Source organism: Acinetobacter sp. 18QD2AZ41W (assembly GCF_009829025.1).
In the GTDB taxonomy this organism is placed as follows: domain Bacteria; phylum Pseudomonadota; class Gammaproteobacteria; order Pseudomonadales; family Moraxellaceae; genus Acinetobacter; species Acinetobacter pseudolwoffii.
In genome coordinates this window covers 153380-170230 of record NZ_WURP01000005.1, presented here as the reverse complement: position 1 = coordinate 170230, position 16851 = coordinate 153380, and the positions used below count along the sequence as shown (strand labels likewise).

At 43.9% G+C, this 16851-nt stretch carries 12 protein-coding genes; 3 read left to right on the top strand and 9 right to left on the bottom strand.

Features of this window, described 5'->3' with window-relative positions; translation table 11 throughout:
• The first annotated feature begins 75 nt into the window (after positions 1–75).
• Together GVV58_RS09600 and GVV58_RS09595 are read left to right on the top strand one after the other, a co-directional pair.
• A complete protein-coding gene (locus GVV58_RS09600) occupies positions 76–711 on the top strand; it encodes a YqiJ family protein (RefSeq protein WP_005096292.1) in 636 nt (211 codons plus the stop codon).
• A gap of 37 nt (positions 712–748) precedes the next feature.
• A complete protein-coding gene (locus tag GVV58_RS09595) occupies positions 749–2455 on the top strand; it encodes a flotillin family protein (protein WP_005096291.1) in 1707 nt (568 codons plus the stop codon).
• Positions 2456–2519: 64 nt separating this feature from the next.
• On the opposite strand, the gene sucD is transcribed toward GVV58_RS09595, so the two are convergent.
• The 9 genes from sucD to sdhC all read right to left on the bottom strand — a co-directional run bounded on the left by sucD (position 2520) and on the right by sdhC (position 14566).
• Positions 2520–3410, bottom strand: a complete 891-nt coding sequence (gene sucD, locus GVV58_RS09590) for a succinate--CoA ligase subunit alpha (RefSeq protein ID WP_005096290.1) — start codon at positions 3408–3410, stop codon at positions 2520–2522.
• 12 nt (positions 3411–3422) lie between these two features.
• A complete protein-coding gene (gene sucC / locus GVV58_RS09585) occupies positions 3423–4589 on the bottom strand; it encodes an ADP-forming succinate--CoA ligase subunit beta (protein WP_005096289.1) in 1167 nt (388 codons plus the stop codon).
• A 172-nt stretch (positions 4590–4761) separates the two neighbouring features.
• Positions 4762–6192 carry a dihydrolipoyl dehydrogenase gene (gene lpdA, locus GVV58_RS09580; RefSeq protein WP_005096288.1) on the bottom strand — a complete coding sequence of 477 codons (1431 nt, stop codon included), beginning with the start codon at positions 6190–6192 and terminating at the stop codon, positions 4762–4764.
• Between the two features lie 95 nt (positions 6193–6287).
• Positions 6288–7502, bottom strand: a complete 1215-nt coding sequence (odhB, locus tag GVV58_RS09575) for a 2-oxoglutarate dehydrogenase complex dihydrolipoyllysine-residue succinyltransferase (RefSeq protein WP_005171964.1) — start codon at positions 7500–7502, stop codon at positions 6288–6290.
• Between the two features lie 18 nt (positions 7503–7520).
• Positions 7521–10343 carry a 2-oxoglutarate dehydrogenase E1 component gene (locus tag GVV58_RS09570; RefSeq protein WP_005096285.1) on the bottom strand — a complete coding sequence of 941 codons (2823 nt, stop codon included), beginning with the start codon at positions 10341–10343 and terminating at the stop codon, positions 7521–7523.
• An 823-nt stretch (positions 10344–11166) separates the two neighbouring features.
• On the bottom strand, positions 11167–11877 hold the full coding sequence (locus GVV58_RS09565; RefSeq protein ID WP_005171970.1) for a succinate dehydrogenase iron-sulfur subunit: 711 nt from the start codon (positions 11875–11877) through the stop codon (positions 11167–11169).
• A 14-nt stretch (positions 11878–11891) separates the two neighbouring features.
• Positions 11892–13790, bottom strand: coding sequence for a succinate dehydrogenase flavoprotein subunit (gene sdhA / locus GVV58_RS09560; RefSeq protein ID WP_005171973.1), 1899 nt, complete (start codon positions 13788–13790; stop codon positions 11892–11894).
• Positions 13791–13802: 12 nt separating this feature from the next.
• Complete coding sequence (sdhD, locus tag GVV58_RS09555) at positions 13803–14168, bottom strand: succinate dehydrogenase, hydrophobic membrane anchor protein (RefSeq protein ID WP_005096282.1); 366 nt, start codon at positions 14166–14168, stop codon at positions 13803–13805.
• Entirely contained in the window at positions 14168–14566 is a 399-nt protein-coding gene (gene sdhC, locus GVV58_RS09550) for a succinate dehydrogenase, cytochrome b556 subunit (RefSeq protein ID WP_074383085.1), read from the bottom strand. The genes sdhD and sdhC overlap by 1 nt, the downstream gene beginning before the upstream one ends.
• Before the next feature lie 1008 nt (positions 14567–15574).
• Here sdhC and gltA point away from each other — a divergent pair.
• Positions 15575–16849: a citrate synthase gene (gltA, locus tag GVV58_RS09545; RefSeq protein ID WP_005096279.1), complete on the top strand. Its 1275-nt coding sequence runs from the start codon at positions 15575–15577 to the stop codon at positions 16847–16849.
• Positions 16850–16851: the final 2 nt, after the last annotated feature.

The window sequence follows — 16851 nt, the reverse complement described above, 5'->3', positions numbered from 1 at the left end:
TAACAATTACTGCTATCGTTATAGCATCAGAGGCTTCCTTACACTTTTCCTAAAACATAATTATAGAGATAAAAAATGTGGGAACTGTTTACTCATCCGTCAAATATCGTATTTAGTATCAGCCTGAGTCTGATGCTGATGTTTGCTGCACTGGAATGCATATTACTGCTGCTCGGTGGCGGCTCGCAGAATATGTTAGAACAGTTTTTGCCTGAAGACCCCCTGCAACCAGAAATTAATCCAGATCAACATCCCGGCTTTTTCACCAAAGTATTTGACTGGTTATATCTGGGACGTCTGCCTTTATTTATCTGGCTCATCATTTTTCTGACCAGTTATGGCCTGAGTGGCTTATTGATTCAGGGAATATTTGAACGCCTGACCAGCCAGCTCTTCAATGTATGGCTAATTTCCCCAGCCTGTCTGTTTCTGTGTATGCCGATAGTGCGCTGGCTTGCCATGGCTGCCAGCAAGCTTATGCCTCAAGATGAAACTTCTGCCATTTATAGTGACGAGCTTATTGGGCGTACCGCAATCATTATTCTGGGTGATGCCAAAGTCAACTCTCCTGCACAAGCCAAAGTCCGGGATCAGCATGGCCAGACCCATTATGTTTTAGTCGAACCAGAAACCAATCAAATTTTAAATCAAGGTCAGAATGTCGTACTGACCCATAAAACCAAAAATGGCTTTCAAGCCACTGCACTCTAATTTTATTCAGCCAGAACCAAACTGAGACTTTATAACAATGTTAACTTTTGATTTATATAATATTTTAATTATTTCTGGAATTATTTTTGCAGCACTGGTGACCTTCGGTCTCATCATTGCGCGTCTATACCGCCGGTCCAGTAAAGAAATCTCCTTTGTGCGTACCGGTTGGGGTGGTGAAAAAGTGATTTTGGGCGGAGGCGCAATCGTGCTCCCAGTCTTGCATGAAATTATTCAAGTCAATATGAACACTCTGCGTCTTGAAGTGCGCCGTGCAGATGATCAGGCACTGATTACCCGTGACCGTATGCGCGTGGACGTCATGGCCGAATTCTATGTGCGGGTCAAACCTACTGCTGATTCAATTGCAACAGCCGCACAAACGCTCGGGCAAAAGACCATGTCACCGAATGAATTAAAAAATCTGGTCGAAGGCAAATTTGTCGATTCACTGCGTGCAGTAGCAGCAGAAATGGCCATGGAAGAACTGCATGAAAAACGGGTCGACTTTGTACAAAAAGTACAGCAAGTGGTTTCAGAAGATTTGCATAAAAATGGTCTGGAACTGGAAACCGTTTCCCTGACTGGCCTGGATCAAACTGGATTTAAATATTTCAATCCACAAAATGCCTTTGATGCTGAAGGCCTGACCAAGCTCACTGAAACCATTGAAGATCGTCGTCGCAAGCGAAATCATATCGAGCAGGATACCGACCTGGCGATCAAAACTAAAAATCTGGAAGCAGAACAGGCGCGCCTGCAAATCATTCGTGAAGAAGAATATGCCAAGCTGCAACAGGAACGCGAAATTGCCATTCGCCGTGCCGAGCAACTGGCTGAAATTTCTGCTCAGGAAGCCGGTAAAAAACGTGAAGCAGAAGAAGCACAAATTGCTGCTGAACGAGAAGTCGACCTCAAGCGTATTTTAGCGGCCCGTGATGTAGAAAATGAGAATATCCAAAAAGCGCAGCTGATTCAAAAAGCCCAAGTCGAACAAAAGAAAACTATTGAGCTGGCCGAACAGGATCGTGCCATTGCCATTGCAGAAAAATCTCGCGCCGAATCTGAAGCCAAAGCGCAAGCCGATCAGGCACGTGCTCAAGCGGTAAAAGCGGAAGAAGAAGTCATCACTGTACGCCAAATCCAGCAGGCAGAGCGTCAAAAAGCGGTTGAGCTGGTCGCAGCCAAAGAACACGCAGAAAAAGATGCAATTGCGATTACGGTTGCCGCTGAAGCCGGAAAACAAGCCGCAGCAGATGATGCCGAAGCAGTACGTATTGCTGCTGAAGCTGAAGCCGAAAAGGTTCGTCTTAAGGCCAAAGGTGAAGCGGACGCAAAAATTCTACTGGCTCAGGCGATGGAAAAACAGTATCAGGTCGATGCAGAAGGTACCCGTGCAGTCAACGAAGCCAATAATGTGCTGTCACCTGAACAGGTCGAAATGCAGATTCGCCTAGCCATGTTGAAATACTTGCCTGAAATTATCCGGGAAAGTGTTAAACCGATGGAAAATATTGATGACATCAAGATTCTTCAGGTCAATGGCCTGCATGGCAGTCATGCCGGTTCCTGTCAGACAGATGCACATCATGAAAATGGCAATGTTGCCCTGTCAGATCAGGTGGTAAATAGCGCCCTGCGTTATCGCAGCCAAGCACCCTTAATTGACAGCCTAATGAATGAACTTGGTATTCAGGGTGGTGATATTAATGGTATGACCCAGAGTCTGAAGGCTAAAACTTAAAAATAGAATGAGATATAAAAAAGCTCCCAACTGGGAGCTTTTTAGTGCATGTTTAATCTATAAATCAAACCAAACCTTTATCTTTCAATACTTGCAACATGGTTGAACCAAGTTCCGCAGGACTGCGGGTATATGCCATACCCGCACGCTCAAAGGCAGCAAATTTTTCTTCAGCAGTTCCTTTACCACCTGAAATAATTGCACCCGCATGCCCCATACGCTTGCCTTTAGGTGCGGTAACACCTGCAATATAACCGACCACAGGCTTGGTGACATGAGCCTGAATATATTCCGCTGCCTCTTCTTCTGCGGTACCACCAATTTCACCAATCATAATAATGGCTTCAGTCTGAGGATCGTCCTGGAACAGTTTCAAGCAGTCAATCTGGTTCATGCCCGGAATCGGATCTCCCCCGATCCCGATACAAGTAGACTGACCCAGTCCAAGCTTGGTGGTCTGCGCTACGGCTTCATAGGTCAAAGTCCCTGAGCGCGAGATAATTCCAATTTTACCCGGCTGATGAATATGACCCGGCATGATCCCGATCTTACATTCACCCGGCGTAATAATGCCCGGACAGTTTGGCCCGATTAAACGCGTGCCATTACCATTGGTTTCCAGATAACGCTTGGCTTTAAGCATGTCGATGGTCGGTACACCTTCAGTGATCACCACAATTAACTCAATGCCCGAATCAACCGCTTCAACAATAGAATCCAGCACAAATGGTGCAGGAACATAAATCACCGAAGCATCTGCGCCAGTTTCTTTCACCGCTTCGCGCATGGTATTGAATACTGGTAATTCCAGATGGGTTTGACCACCCTTACCCGGTGTTACACCACCGACAACTTTGGTGCCGTAAGCCAAAGCCTGCTCAGAATGAAATGTGCCGTTTTTTCCTGTAAAGCCCTGTACCAATACTTTGGTGTCTTTATTCACTAATACGCTCATGATTGATACTCCTTAAGCTTTTACAGCAGCAACGATTTTTTCTGCAGCGTCAGCAAGACCATTTGCAGAAATCAATTTCAAACCTGATTCATCCAGTAATTTTGCACCCAGTTCCGCATTGTTGCCTTCGAGGCGAACAACCACAGGAACGGTCACATTTACTTCCTGAACCGCCGCAATAATTGCTTCTGCAATCATGTCACAACGTACAATTCCACCAAAAATATTAATCAACACACCCTGCACAGAGTGATCTGCCAAAATAATTTTAAAAGCTTCAATCACGCGCTCTTTGGTCGCACCACCACCGACATCGAGGAAGTTGGCAGGTTGACCACCATAAAGCTTGATAATATCCATGGTTGCCATCGCAAGACCGGCACCATTCACCATACAGCCAATGTTCCCTTCCAATGCCACATAGTTCAGATCAAATTCAGATGCTTTGAGTTCACGTTCATTTTCCTGAGACTTATCACGTAGCGCAGCCACTTCAGGCAAACGGTACAGTGCATTCGAATCAATCCCGATTTTGGCATCCACACACAGAATATCGCCATTTTCACGTACCGACAGCGGATTGATTTCAAAAAGTGCAAAATCATTGTCTACAAATGCCTGATAAGCAGCAGTCATGACTTTAACAAATTGATTAATTTGGCCATCTTTGAGTTTTAGGGCAAAAGCCACTTCGCGAGCCTGAAATGGCATGAGCCCCACTAAAGGATCAACTTCAACTTTAATAATTTTTTCAGGGGTTTCTTCGGCCACTTTCTCAATTTCAACACCGCCTTCAGTCGATGCCATAAAAGTAATGCGGCGGGTTGAACGATCGACCACCGCACCCAAATAAAGTTCGCGCTCAACAGGATAAACATCCTCAGATACTAAAATGCTATTTACCGGCTGACCATTGGCATCGGTCTGATAAGTTACCAGGTTTGAACCGATGATCTGGTTGGCATATTCAGCAGCCTCGGTAGCCGATTTAACGACTTTTACACCACCGGCCTTCCCACGACCACCTGCATGCACCTGAGCTTTCAGTACTGCGAACTTTCCACCTAACTGCTCAAAAGCATGTACCGTTTCATCGGCATTGGTGGCAAGTATCCCTTCCTGTACCGGCATACCATATTTTTTTAATAGCGCTTTTGCTTGATACTCATGTAAATTCATTCAATAACCTTTTATTACTTCTTTGCCTTGTTATAAACCCACCAGTACCCAGACGTCCGTCAAAGCAGTACCAGCATTTCTTAAAATCGTTATCTTTATTTTTAGATGATTGTTCCCATAAAAACAACCATGAAATGTAAAAAGAGCGACCTAAGCCGCTCTTTTTTTAATTTTATTTACGTTTGCGTTGAATCGCATGAATGGCACGACCATCGACCGCAAGTGCAGCTTCGTGTACCACTTCAGAGAAAGTTGGATGACCAAAAGTCATCAACTGTAGATCTTCAACTGAAGATACAAACTCAAGTGCAATCATACCTTGGTGTACGATGTCAGACGCAGCAGGTCCAATCACGTGCATACCCAATAGACGATCTGTTTTCGCATCAGCAACAAACTTCACAAAACCAGCATTTTCGCCAGCAGCCATTGCACGGCCGTTTGCCGCAAAACCGAATTGACCGGTTTTCACTTCGTGACCTTTGTCTTTGGCTTGCTGTTCTGTTAAACCAACCCACGCCGCTTCCGGATGGGTATAGATGACAGAAATAATCGTGTCGTAGTTGACTTGAGCGGCATGACCGTGAATACGTTCAACGGCCATTACGCCTTCTTCCATGGCTTTATGCGCAAGCATAGGACCACGAACCAAGTCACCAATTGCGTATACGCCGTCCACAGACGTTGCACACCAATCGTTCACTTCAACCAGACCACGCTCAGTCAGTTTAATGCCGCAATCATCCGCCAATAAACCTTCAGCATAAGCACGACGGCCTACACATACGATTAACTTGTCGAAAGTTTGAGTCTTGTCTTCACCGCCCTGAGTGTACTTCACAGTCACTTCAGAACCGTTCACTTCAGTACCAGAAACTTTCGCACCAACGCGAATATCAAGACCTTGCTTAGTCAACAGTTTTTGGTAGTCTTTTGCCAAGGCTTTATCAGCCATTGGTAAGAATGCATCCATTGCTTCAAATACAACAACTTCAGCACCCAGACGACGCCAAACTGAACCTAATTCAAGACCGATAACGCCCGCACCAATTACGCCTAATCGTTTAGGTACTTCTTGGAATTCAAGTGCGCCAGTTGAGTCAACAATAATGTTTTGATCAACAGGTGCAGATGGGATATTGATTGGCACAGAACCAGTCGCAAGAATCACGTATTTTGGTTCTAAAATTTGAGTTTCGCCTTCATGAGAAACGAACTCAACTTTTTTACCGGCAAGTAATTTACCTGTACCTTTTAACCATTCGATGCCGTTGCCTTTCAGCAAGCCATCAATACCCATGGTCAATTGGTCAACGATTTTGTCTTTACGCGCTAAAAGTTTAGCAAGATCAAATTTCACTTCACCCGTGGTAATACCGTGATCATCTAGATGCTGCACTGTATCTTCGTAACGGTGAGAAGAATCAAGCAAAGCTTTAGACGGGATACAACCCACGTTTAAGCAGGTGCCACCTAAAGATGGCTTGCCTTTATGAATACGTTTTTCGATACACGCAACTTTGAAACCAAGTTGAGCTGCACGAATTGCTGCTTCGTAGCCGCCCGGGCCACCACCAATTACGACTAAATCGAATTGAGACATGTTTATCTCCAAATAATCCCCTTTAATCTCCCTTCAAAAGGGAGACCTAAGCCCTCTTTTTAAAAAGGGATTAGGGAAGATTCTTAATAAATAAATTACAGATCAAGGATAAGACGCGCTGGCTCTTCTAACAATTCTTTGATTGTTACAAGGAAACCGACTGCTTCTTTACCATCGATTAGACGGTGGTCATAAGACAATGCAAGGTACATCATAGGCAAGATTTCTACTTGACCATTCACTGCCATCGGACGTTCCTGGATTTTATGCATACCCAGAATCGCAGTTTGTGGCGTGTTCAAGATCGGAGTAGATAACAATGAACCGAAAGTACCACCATTGGTAATCGTGAATGTACCGCCAGTCATGTCTTCGATGCCTAATTTGCCATCACGCGCTTTCGCAGCGTATGCACGAATACCGTTTTCAACTTCGGCATAGTTCATGCGGTCTGTATCACGAAGTACAGGAACCACCAGACCACGCTCAGATGAAACTGCAACACCAATGTCATAGTAACCGTGATAAACAATGTCATCGCCATCGATTGATGCGTTCACTGCCGGATAGCGTTTTAGCGCTTCAGTTGCTGCTTTAACAAAGAATGACATGAAGCCAAGACGTGCACCATGACGTTTTTCAAACGCATCTTTGTATTGAGCACGCATTTCCATGATTGGTTTCATGTTCACTTCGTTGAACGTGGTCAACATTGCAGTTTCTTGAGTCGCTGCAAGTAAACGTTCAGCAACACGCTTACGAAGACGTGTCATTGGAACACGTTTTTCGATACGTTCGCCCACAGCAACGCTTAATGGCGCAGCAGCAGGAGCAGCTGGTTTCGCTTGGTGGTTTGCCACATCTTCTTTGGTGATGCGACCGCCACGACCTGTACCCGCAACATCAGCTGCTGCAACACCAGATTCAGTCAATGCTTTACGCACTGCTGGCGCTTGGTCTTGTACTTGCTGACGTTCAACGATTGGTGAATTACCTGCTTCAGTATTCGCCGCAGCTTGTTCAACTTTCTCTTCAGACTGAACTGCTTGAGTTTGAGCAGCGCCAGAAACAGCACCTTCTTCAAACTGTGCAATGACTTCAGCTGAAAGTACAGTGTCGCCTTCATTTTTAATGATAGAGGCAATTGTACCGTCTGCAGGAGCAACAACTTCTAAAACAACTTTATCAGTCTCAATATCACAGATCACTTCATCACGTGATACTGCTTCACCTGGTTGTTTGTGCCAAGTTGCGATCGTACCGTCCGCAACTGACTCTGGGAATACCGGTGCTTTAATTTCGGTTGCCATTACTTAGAATCTCCTGGATTATTCAGCGTCGATCGCAAGCGCGTCGTTGATGAGCTGAGCTTGTTGTTTTGCATGCAAATATGGTGAACCACAAGCCGGTGCAGCAGATGCTTCACGGCCAGCGTAGCTAATACGGACTTGTTTACCCGCTTTCATCACATCGTCATATAGACGCGGAGCGATGAACAACCAAGCACCTTGGTTTTTAGGCTCTTCTTGTGCCCAAACCAGTTCTTTCACATTTGGATATTGTGCAAGGACTTCTGTCAGGCGTTTTTCTGGGTATGGATATAATTGTTCAATACGCACAATCGCAGTATTGTTCAATTCTTTTTCACGACGTTTTTCAATCAGGTCGTAATACACCTTACCACCACACAGAACCAGACGGGTTACATCTGACTTGTTGATGTTGTCCACTTCATCAATCACGGTCTGGAAGCTGCCGTTTGCAAGTTCTTCTAGCGTAGACGTTGCAAGTTTGTGACGAAGAAGAGACTTCGGTGAAGTCACGATCAATGGCTTACGGATTGGACGAATCGCTTGACGACGTAAAGCATGATAAATCTGTGCAGGTGTGGTCGGTGTGATCACTTGCATGTTGTCTTCAGCACATAGCTGTAAGAAACGCTCTAAACGTGCAGATGAATGTTCCGGACCCTGACCTTCAAAACCGTGTGGAAGAAGCATGGTCAACCCACAGACACGTTCCCATTTGGTTTCACCAGACGAGATGAACTGGTCAATCACAACCTGTGCACAGTTCGCGAAGTCACCGAATTGCGCTTCCCAAATGATCAAGCTCTTAGGAAGAGTCGTCGCATAACCATATTCAAATGCCAATACCGCCATTTCTGACAACAATGAGTCATAGATTGCAGTACGCGGCTGGTTTTCTTTCAGGTTACACAGCGGAAGATAAGTTGAACCATCGACCTGGTTATGCAGTTTTGCATGACGGTGCGAGAAGGTACCACGACCTACGTCTTCACCGGTTAAACGAAGCAAGTAACCATCATCTAGTACAGTTGCATACGCCAGAGTTTCAGCAGCACCCCAGTTCAGTGGCATTTCACCCGTTTGCATTTTCAGACGGTCATCGATCACTTTCGCAACCTGACGCTGCATCACGAAGCCTTCAGGAAGTTCGCGCATTTTCGCGCCAAGTTCTTTTAGACGCTCGATCGGGAAAGTCGTATCCCATTCGTCTGTGTAGTCATGACCCAAGTAAGGCGTCCAGTCCACAAACATTTTCTTGTTCGGTTCAAGTACCAGCGCATTGGCAACGTGATTACCCGCTTCCAGATCTGCACGGTAATTTTCAACCATTTGATCTGCATTTGCACGATCAAGAACACCCTGTTGTACCAGTTGATCCGCATAAAGCGTACGCGTGGTCGCTTTCTTGCTAATCACTTGATACATCATTGGTTGAGTTGCAGCCGGCTCATCCGCTTCGTTATGACCACGACGACGGTAGCAGAACATGTCAATCACAACGTCTTTACGGAAAGTATGACGGAAGTCATGTGCCAATTGTGAAATGAACACCACAGCTTCAGGATCATCCCCATTGACATGGAAGATCGGCGCCTGAATCATTTTCGCGATATCAGTACAGTATTCTGTAGAACGCGCATCACGTGGATCAGAAGTGGTGAAACCCACCTGGTTATTAATCACAATGTGCACTGTACCACCCACGGTATAACCGCGAGTTTGTGACATCTGGAAAGTTTCCTGGTTGACGCCCTGACCTGCAAATGCAGCATCACCATGTACGATTAATGGCAATACGTCATCGCCGCCAATGTCTTTACGACGTACTTGACGTGCACGTACCGAACCCTCAACCACAGGGCCAACGATTTCCAAATGTGACGGGTTAAACGCCAATGCCAAGTGAACTTCGCCACCTTGGGTCATCACGTTTGAAGAGAAGCCTTGATGGTACTTAACGTCACCAGAACCTTTCTTGTGAATCGATTTACCTTCAAATTCACCAAACAGGTCAGCCGGGTTTTTACCCATGATGTTAACCAGAAGGTTTAAACGGCCACGGTGAGGCATACCGATTACAACTTCTTTACAGCCAACAGAACCTGCACGCTGAATAATTTCGTTAACCATCGGGATGAATGATTCACCCCCTTCAACGCCAAAACGTTTTGCACCAACAAACTTATTACCTAGATATTTTTCCAGGCCTTCAGCTGCGGTTAAACGTTCAAGGACATGTTTCTTTTGTTCAGCATTAAAACCATATTGACCGCGTGCACTTTCCAGACGTTGTTGAATCCAACGTTTCTCTTTGGTGTCCACGATGTGCATGTATTCAGCACCGATTGAACCACAGTAAGTGGCTTCCATTGCCTGAACCATCTCAGCCAAAGTCGCTTCTTCTTTACCGATCGCCAGGTTGCCAGTATTGAATACCGTATCTAGGTCCGACTGAGTTAAACCATGCGCAGCAAGATCTAGATCAGGCACAACTTCACGTTTCGCCAAACCTAATGGATCCAGTTTTGCTTTCTGGTGACCACGATTACGGTATGCAGCAATCAGCTGTAACACGCCAATTTGGCGACGTTCATGCTCTGAGCTGACAGTTGATTGAACAACAGGCTGAATACGGCTTGAATTACGACCTAAAAGTAGGAATTGCTCACGTACATTACTGTGTGGTTGATCACCTTTTGGGAATTTACCGAAGTATTCTTGCCAGTCAGCACCTACTGAATCCGGAGCCGTCAAATACTGCTCATAAAGTTCTTCAATATACGCTGCACTATCAGCGCTAAGTTCAGTGTCAAGACGCAGAGCGTCAGCAACTTCTTGCATTTGTGGACCCATTTCCTATTGCAAAAACATTTTCAGGATGCTTTTTAAGCAAAACCCAGGATTATTAGCGTCAGATTGGTAATATGACACTAGTCCCCCATAAGGCATAAGCCATGAGGCGTTATCACCACACCAAGAAAATCTTGATATGTTTAATGAACAATAACACCCCTCAGCGGTATCATTACTCATTGAATACCCGATCGAAACCGGGCAATTTTTTGCAAATCGACTTAGAAAAAAACAAGTAGGAACAAAGATTTTTTCTAAAGCGACTCAAGCCTACCTTTATATACCAGTCCCTGGTTATGCAATGTTTAAAAAATGTACCTGAAATGGCATTTTCTAAAGATAGTCATAGGCTAAATGCTAACATGTTCTCAAGTTTTCAATTGATTTTTTTGACACATACCTTTCATAAATTGGCTAAATACAGTTCAGATATTTTACTCTAACCTATGGTGCTTTATCTCAAAAATAGATTCAATGTAGACTTAAGTCCTAAGCATTTCCGATAAATAAAAAGAGAGCAAACCTTTCAATCCACTCCCTCCTTAAATTTCCGTTATATAATAACATCGTTCTTGTTATTTTTCAGGTCAGTTTTACAGCTAAAAATCATAAATACCCCAAATAATTACATGTTCTTCTTCTATGGCACTTAACATCACCCGTCATTTCCTGACTACCTGACTCAACTTTATACATTTTAAGTATAGTATCTTTATTTTTATCTGATGATTTTTTATTTTGCTTCAATGGTTTGCACAAAAAAAAGCACACCTTGTGGTGTGCTTTTTTCCAAACTGCTATCAGCAGCCTATTAACCTGCCATATCTAAAAGCATATTACGGATGTGACCGATTGCTTTAGTTGGGTTCAAACCTTTAGGACACACAGATACACAGTTCATGATGCCTTTACAACGGAACAATGAGAATGGATCGTCAAGACGAGCCAAACGCTCTTGTGTTCCAGTATCACGCGAGTCAATGATGAAGCGGTAAGCGTTCAACAATGCTGAAGGACCTAGGAACTTGTCCGGATTCCACCAGAATGACGGGCATGAGGTTGAACAACATGCACATAGAATACATTCATACAGACCATCAAGATGCTCACGCTCTTCAGGAGACTGTAAACGTTCCTTTGGAGGCGCAGGCTGGTTGTTGATCAAGAATGGATGGATCTTGTTGTACTGATCGTAGAACTGGTTCATGTCAACCACCAGATCTTTCACTACAGGAAGACCAGGCAATGGACGAACAGTAATTTCATTTGGTAAATCGTTCAGGTTCCAAAGACACGCCAAACCATTTTTACCATTGATGTTTACACCATCAGAACCACAAATACCTTCACGACATGAACGACGGAACGTTAAAGATTCGTCTTGTACTTTTAATGCTAGAAGTGCATCAAGCAACATACGGTGCTTGTCAGTCAATTCCAGTTTAAAAGTCTGCATGTACGGTGCTTTATCCTTGTCAGGATCATAGCGGTAGATATGAAATGTACGAGTACCTCTACTCATCTGAATTCTCCTGATTAGAATGTACGTGGTTTAGGTGGAATCGCGTCAACCGACAATGGACGGTAACGAACTGGCTTGTACTCAAGACGGTTGTCCACAGAGAACCATAATGTGTGCTTCATCCACTCATCATCACGACGACCATATGGATAATCCGCATGATCCGGTGACAATTCGAAATCTACCACAGTATGCGCACCACGACATTCTTTACGCGCAGCAGCTGAAATTAAGGTCGCTTTTGCAACTTCATACAAGTTTTCAACTTCTAATGCTTCAACACGTGCAGTGTTAAATACTTTAGATTTGTCTTTCAAATGAATATTACGAACACGTGGCTCAATTGCAAGAATCTGCTTTACACCTTCCTCAAGTAGTGCCGATGTACGGAATACACCTGCATGATCTTGAACGATGTCACGAATCGCATCTGCAACTTCCTGAGCATTCTCACCTGTTGTGGATTCGTCAAGTTTACGAATACGCGCAACCGTTTGCTCAAGTACAGTTGTTGGTAGTGGCTCGTACTCATCACCGTGATGCTTAGTCACATAATCGATGATGTGTTTACCCGCAGCCTTACCAAATACCACCAAGTCAAGCAGTGAGTTGGTACCTAAACGGTTTGCACCATGTACAGATACACATGAACATTCACCAATTGCATAGAAACCTTTCACTGGCTTAGTGAAATCACGTTCGGCTGCATTGGTCGAATAAACATCGGTATCCTTGTTGTAATGTGCCGCCAGCGCTTCAGTTTCGCGCGACTCAGGCACAACAACCTGACCATGAATATTGGTTGGAATACCACCCATTTGGTAATGGATTGTTGGTACTACTGGAATTGGTTCTTTGGTGATATCCACGTTCGCGAATTTCTTGCCAATCTCGAATACCGATGGCAGACGCTTCATGATCGTATCCGCACCTAAATGCGTCATATCAAGCAGGATATAGTCACCTTTAGGACCACAACCACGACCTTCTTTGATTTCTTGGTCCATAGAACGTGATACGAAGTCACGTGGCGCCAAGTCTTTCAAAGTTGGAGCATAACGCTCCATGAACGGTTCGCCATCTTTGTTACGAAGGATTGCACCTTCACCACGACAGCCTTCAGTCAGCAATACGCCTGCACCCGCAACACCTGTAGGGTGGAACTGCCAGAATTCCATATCTTGCAATGGAATACCTGCACGCGCCGCCATGCCAAGACCGTCACCAGTATTGATATAGGCATTGGTAGATGCACGGTAAACACGACCCGCACCACCGGTAGCAAACAATGTGGCTTTACCTTGGAATACAGCAATTTTACCAGTTTCCTGGTCAATTGCAGTGACACCAAGTACGTCGCCTGCTTCGTTACGGATCAAATCAAGTGCGATCCATTCTACGAAGAATTGTGTACCCATTTTCACGTTGCTTTGATAAAGCGTGTGAAGAAGTGCGTGACCTGTACGGTCGGCAGCAGCACATGCACGTGGCACCGCTTTTTCACCGTAGTTCGCAGAGTGGCCACCGAATGGACGCTGGTAAATTGTACCATCAGCGTTACGGTCAAATGGCATACCCAAGTGTTCTAATTCGTATACCACTTGAGGTGCTTCACGCGTCATAAATTCGATTGCGTCTTGGTCACCTAACCAGTCCGAACCTTTTACTGTGTCGTAGAAATGGTAGTGCCAGTTATCTTCTTGCATATTACCAAGAGATGCACCAATACCACCCTGCGCTGCCACAGTGTGAGAACGGGTTGGGAAAACTTTGGTCAGTACCGCAACTTTCAAACCAGCTTGAGCAAGTTGGTAAGACGCACGCATACCTGAACCACCACCACCCACGATGACTGCATCGAAGGTTTCGTGTGGAATATTTGTGTAATCTTCTTTAGGGTTTATAGCGCCCATGATTGTTTCCTATCAATTCGCCCAAAAAATCTGGATCGCCCAGATTGCATATGCCAACACAGCAATAATCACTGCTGAAGTCAGTACAATACGCAAACCATTCGCAGAAGGACCCATTTGACGAGTCGTCACATAGTCTGTGAAAACTTGCCACATACCAATCCAAGCGTGTGCAACAAGAGATAAGACTGACAATAAAGATAGAATCTTCATTGGAGTTGTCATCATGAAGCCATACCATTGTTCATAGCTGAATCCACTGTTACACAGGATCCAACCCAAAATAACAACGGTATAAACAGCCAAAATAACAGCACTAACACGTTGGAGAAACCAATCGCGAGAACCTGAACCTGTTAAACCAGTAGCGCTTTTCATTAGAGTACGATCCATACAAATGCTGCAACAATACCGATTGCAGACAAGATTAATGCGATAGTAGATGCGACACGGCCACTTTCTAATTCTTCAGCAACGCCAATGTCAGCAAGTAAATGCTTAACACCCGCAATAAAGTGAAAAATCAAGCCGGCGACAAATACCCATACAATGAAGCGAACAATGAAACCATTCATGATTTCTTGAACTTGCGCAAAACCTTCAGGTGAAGACAGTGATTTGTCTAAAATCCAGAGAAGGACCGGTACGAGTAAGAATACGATAACACCTGAAAGACGGTGTAGAATTGATGCAATAGCCACGGGTGATTTTAAGTTTACTTCTAAAACTTGACCCATGGACAAATTGACAGGTCTGTTGCTTTTCACAGCGGGCATCCTGTAAGTAAAAACTCCATCCGGAGTTTGTTGGAATTAATTCGAAGGAAAGCTGGCATTCTTAGGCAAATACATGCCTAAAATCAAAACGACACTGAATTATAAAACGTCAACTATTAAAACACAAACAGATGGATTTGGCTTTTTCAAGAAAAACCCTTTAAATAAGAATCATTAACAACAACATATGAGGTTCTTTAGTGACTAAGAATCCACTAATTTTCATCTATATAATTGTTTTTAAATAATTAACTTGATCAATTTACTCTGTTATTCTTTTTAAAGCCAATTACCGCTATTTAGACTAAAGATGCACAGTTGCAGCACAAATCTTATTTAAAATCTCGATTTAATTTAAATGGAAATCAAGCTCATACAGGTAGTGCAGCAGTTATTAAGATGGGTCTGCTTTCAGGTATAATTATAACCTGAGCTTAAAGAGTCACTTAGACTGCACTCGATGATGGGTTTTTTGATCGCTTTAGAGGATTTGGATTCGAAAAATCACTCATTTATTTTTAGACTGGGGATCTTTGCTGCAAAGTTGGCCATTTATTAAGCTATTTTTTAATCAATTGAATCAAGTCAAAAATTTAATTAATTGCTTTTATTTATAATTCTGCATGTGCAAAGGAAATGAGTAAAAACTATGTAAGTTATGAGATTTATATAGTTTTAACAACTCCCAATAAGATCAGCGATACTTTTTCGCAGCATTTCTTAGTCTGAAAAAACGCTTACAAATAATTCAGGCCCTCTATTTTTTTCTGCACCTCTGTTTAAATTTGACTTATTATAGAGGTTTGATGCTGTGATTTTACTGAACTTTTTATACCAAGATGGTGTGACTAAGCCGCTGTGCAAGCGTCATTTTTTCATCCATAAGTATAATTGACAAAATTTCAGTACTCACTAATCTTATAGCAAATTTTTGATCCATCCGTTTTGTGCATTAAAAGATTGATAGACAACTCGGATATACATTCACCAGGACAGGAGATCTATTGAATGTCTGAAGCAACTGGCAAGAAAGCCGTTTTACAGCTTGATGGCAAAGAAATTGAACTACCAATTTACAGCGGCACATTGGGCCCAGATGTAATCGACGTTAAAGATGTGTTGGCTGCAGGTCACTTTACTTTTGATCCTGGTTTTATGGCAACAGCGGCGTGCGAGTCTAAAATCACCTTCATCGACGGTAACAAAGGTGTACTTTTACACCGTGGCTACCCAATTGATCAATTGGCGACTAAAGCTGATTACCTAGAAACTTGCTATTTACTTCTTAATGGCGAACTTCCGACTGCTGAGCAAAAAGAAGAATTCGACGCTAAAGTACGTAACCACACAATGGTTCACGACCAAGTTAGCCGCTTCTATAACGGTTTCCGTCGTGATGCGCATCCTATGGCGATTATGGTGGGTGTTGTTGGTGCGTTATCTGCGTTCTACCACAACAATCTGGACATCGAAAATGTTGATCACCGTGAAATCACAGCGATCCGTTTAATTGCGAAGATCCCTACTTTAGCGGCTTGGAGCTACAAGTACACAATCGGTCAACCGTTTGTTTACCCACGTAACGACTTGAACTACGCTGAAAACTTCCTTCACATGATGTTCGCGACTCCTGCTGATCGTGATTATAAAGTTGATCCGATTCTTGCAAAAGCAATGGATCGTATCTTCACGCTTCATGCTGACCATGAACAAAATGCCTCTACGTCTACAGTACGTTTAGCTGGTTCTACTGGTGCTAACCCGTATGCATGTATTGCTGCTGGTATCTCGGCACTTTGGGGCCCTGCTCATGGCGGCGCGAACGAAGCTGTTCTTAAGATGCTTGATGAAATCGGCTCTGTAGAAAACGTTGCTGGCTTCATGGAAAAAGTGAAGACTAAAGAAGTTAAACTGATGGGCTTCGGTCACCGAGTTTACAAAAACTTCGATCCACGCGCGAAAGTCATGAAAGAAACTTGTGACGAAGTTCTTGGTGCGCTTGGCATCAACGATCCACAACTTGCTTTGGCTATGGAACTTGAACGTATTGCGCTTTCTGACGAATACTTCATCAAACGTAACCTATACCCGAACGTAGACTTCTACTCAGGTATCATCCTTAAAGCGATTGGTATCCCGACAGAAATGTTTACTGTGATCTTCGCGCTTGCACGTACTGTTGGCTGGATCAGCCACTGGTTAGAAATGCACAGCGGTCCTTACAAGATCGGTCGTCCTCGTCAGCTTTATACTGGTGAAGTTCAACGCGATATCGCTCGTTAATT

Bases quoted from the DNA above. Each gene is read 5' to 3' on its own strand.
- gltA (WP_005096279.1), top strand. From the start codon at position 15,575: ATGTCTGAAGCAACTGGCAAGAAAGCCGTTTTACAGCTTGATGGCAAA.
- sucC (WP_005096289.1), bottom strand. From the start codon at position 4,589: ATGAATTTACATGAGTATCAAGCAAAAGCGCTATTAAAAAAATATGGT.
- sdhC (WP_074383085.1), bottom strand. From the start codon at position 14,566: ATGCCCGCTGTGAAAAGCAACAGACCTGTCAATTTGTCCATGGGTCAA.
- GVV58_RS09600 (WP_005096292.1), top strand. From the start codon at position 76: ATGTGGGAACTGTTTACTCATCCGTCAAATATCGTATTTAGTATCAGC.
- odhB (WP_005171964.1), bottom strand. From the start codon at position 7,502: ATGGCAACCGAAATTAAAGCACCGGTATTCCCAGAGTCAGTTGCGGAC.
- GVV58_RS09595 (WP_005096291.1), top strand. From the start codon at position 749: ATGTTAACTTTTGATTTATATAATATTTTAATTATTTCTGGAATTATT.
- GVV58_RS09565 (WP_005171970.1), bottom strand. From the start codon at position 11,877: ATGAGTAGAGGTACTCGTACATTTCATATCTACCGCTATGATCCTGAC.
- GVV58_RS09570 (WP_005096285.1), bottom strand. From the start codon at position 10,343: ATGCAAGAAGTTGCTGACGCTCTGCGTCTTGACACTGAACTTAGCGCT.
- sucD (WP_005096290.1), bottom strand. From the start codon at position 3,410: ATGAGCGTATTAGTGAATAAAGACACCAAAGTATTGGTACAGGGCTTT.
- lpdA (WP_005096288.1), bottom strand. From the start codon at position 6,192: ATGTCTCAATTCGATTTAGTCGTAATTGGTGGTGGCCCGGGCGGCTAC.
- sdhD (WP_005096282.1), bottom strand. From the start codon at position 14,168: ATGAAAAGCGCTACTGGTTTAACAGGTTCAGGTTCTCGCGATTGGTTT.
- sdhA (WP_005171973.1), bottom strand. From the start codon at position 13,790: ATGGGCGCTATAAACCCTAAAGAAGATTACACAAATATTCCACACGAA.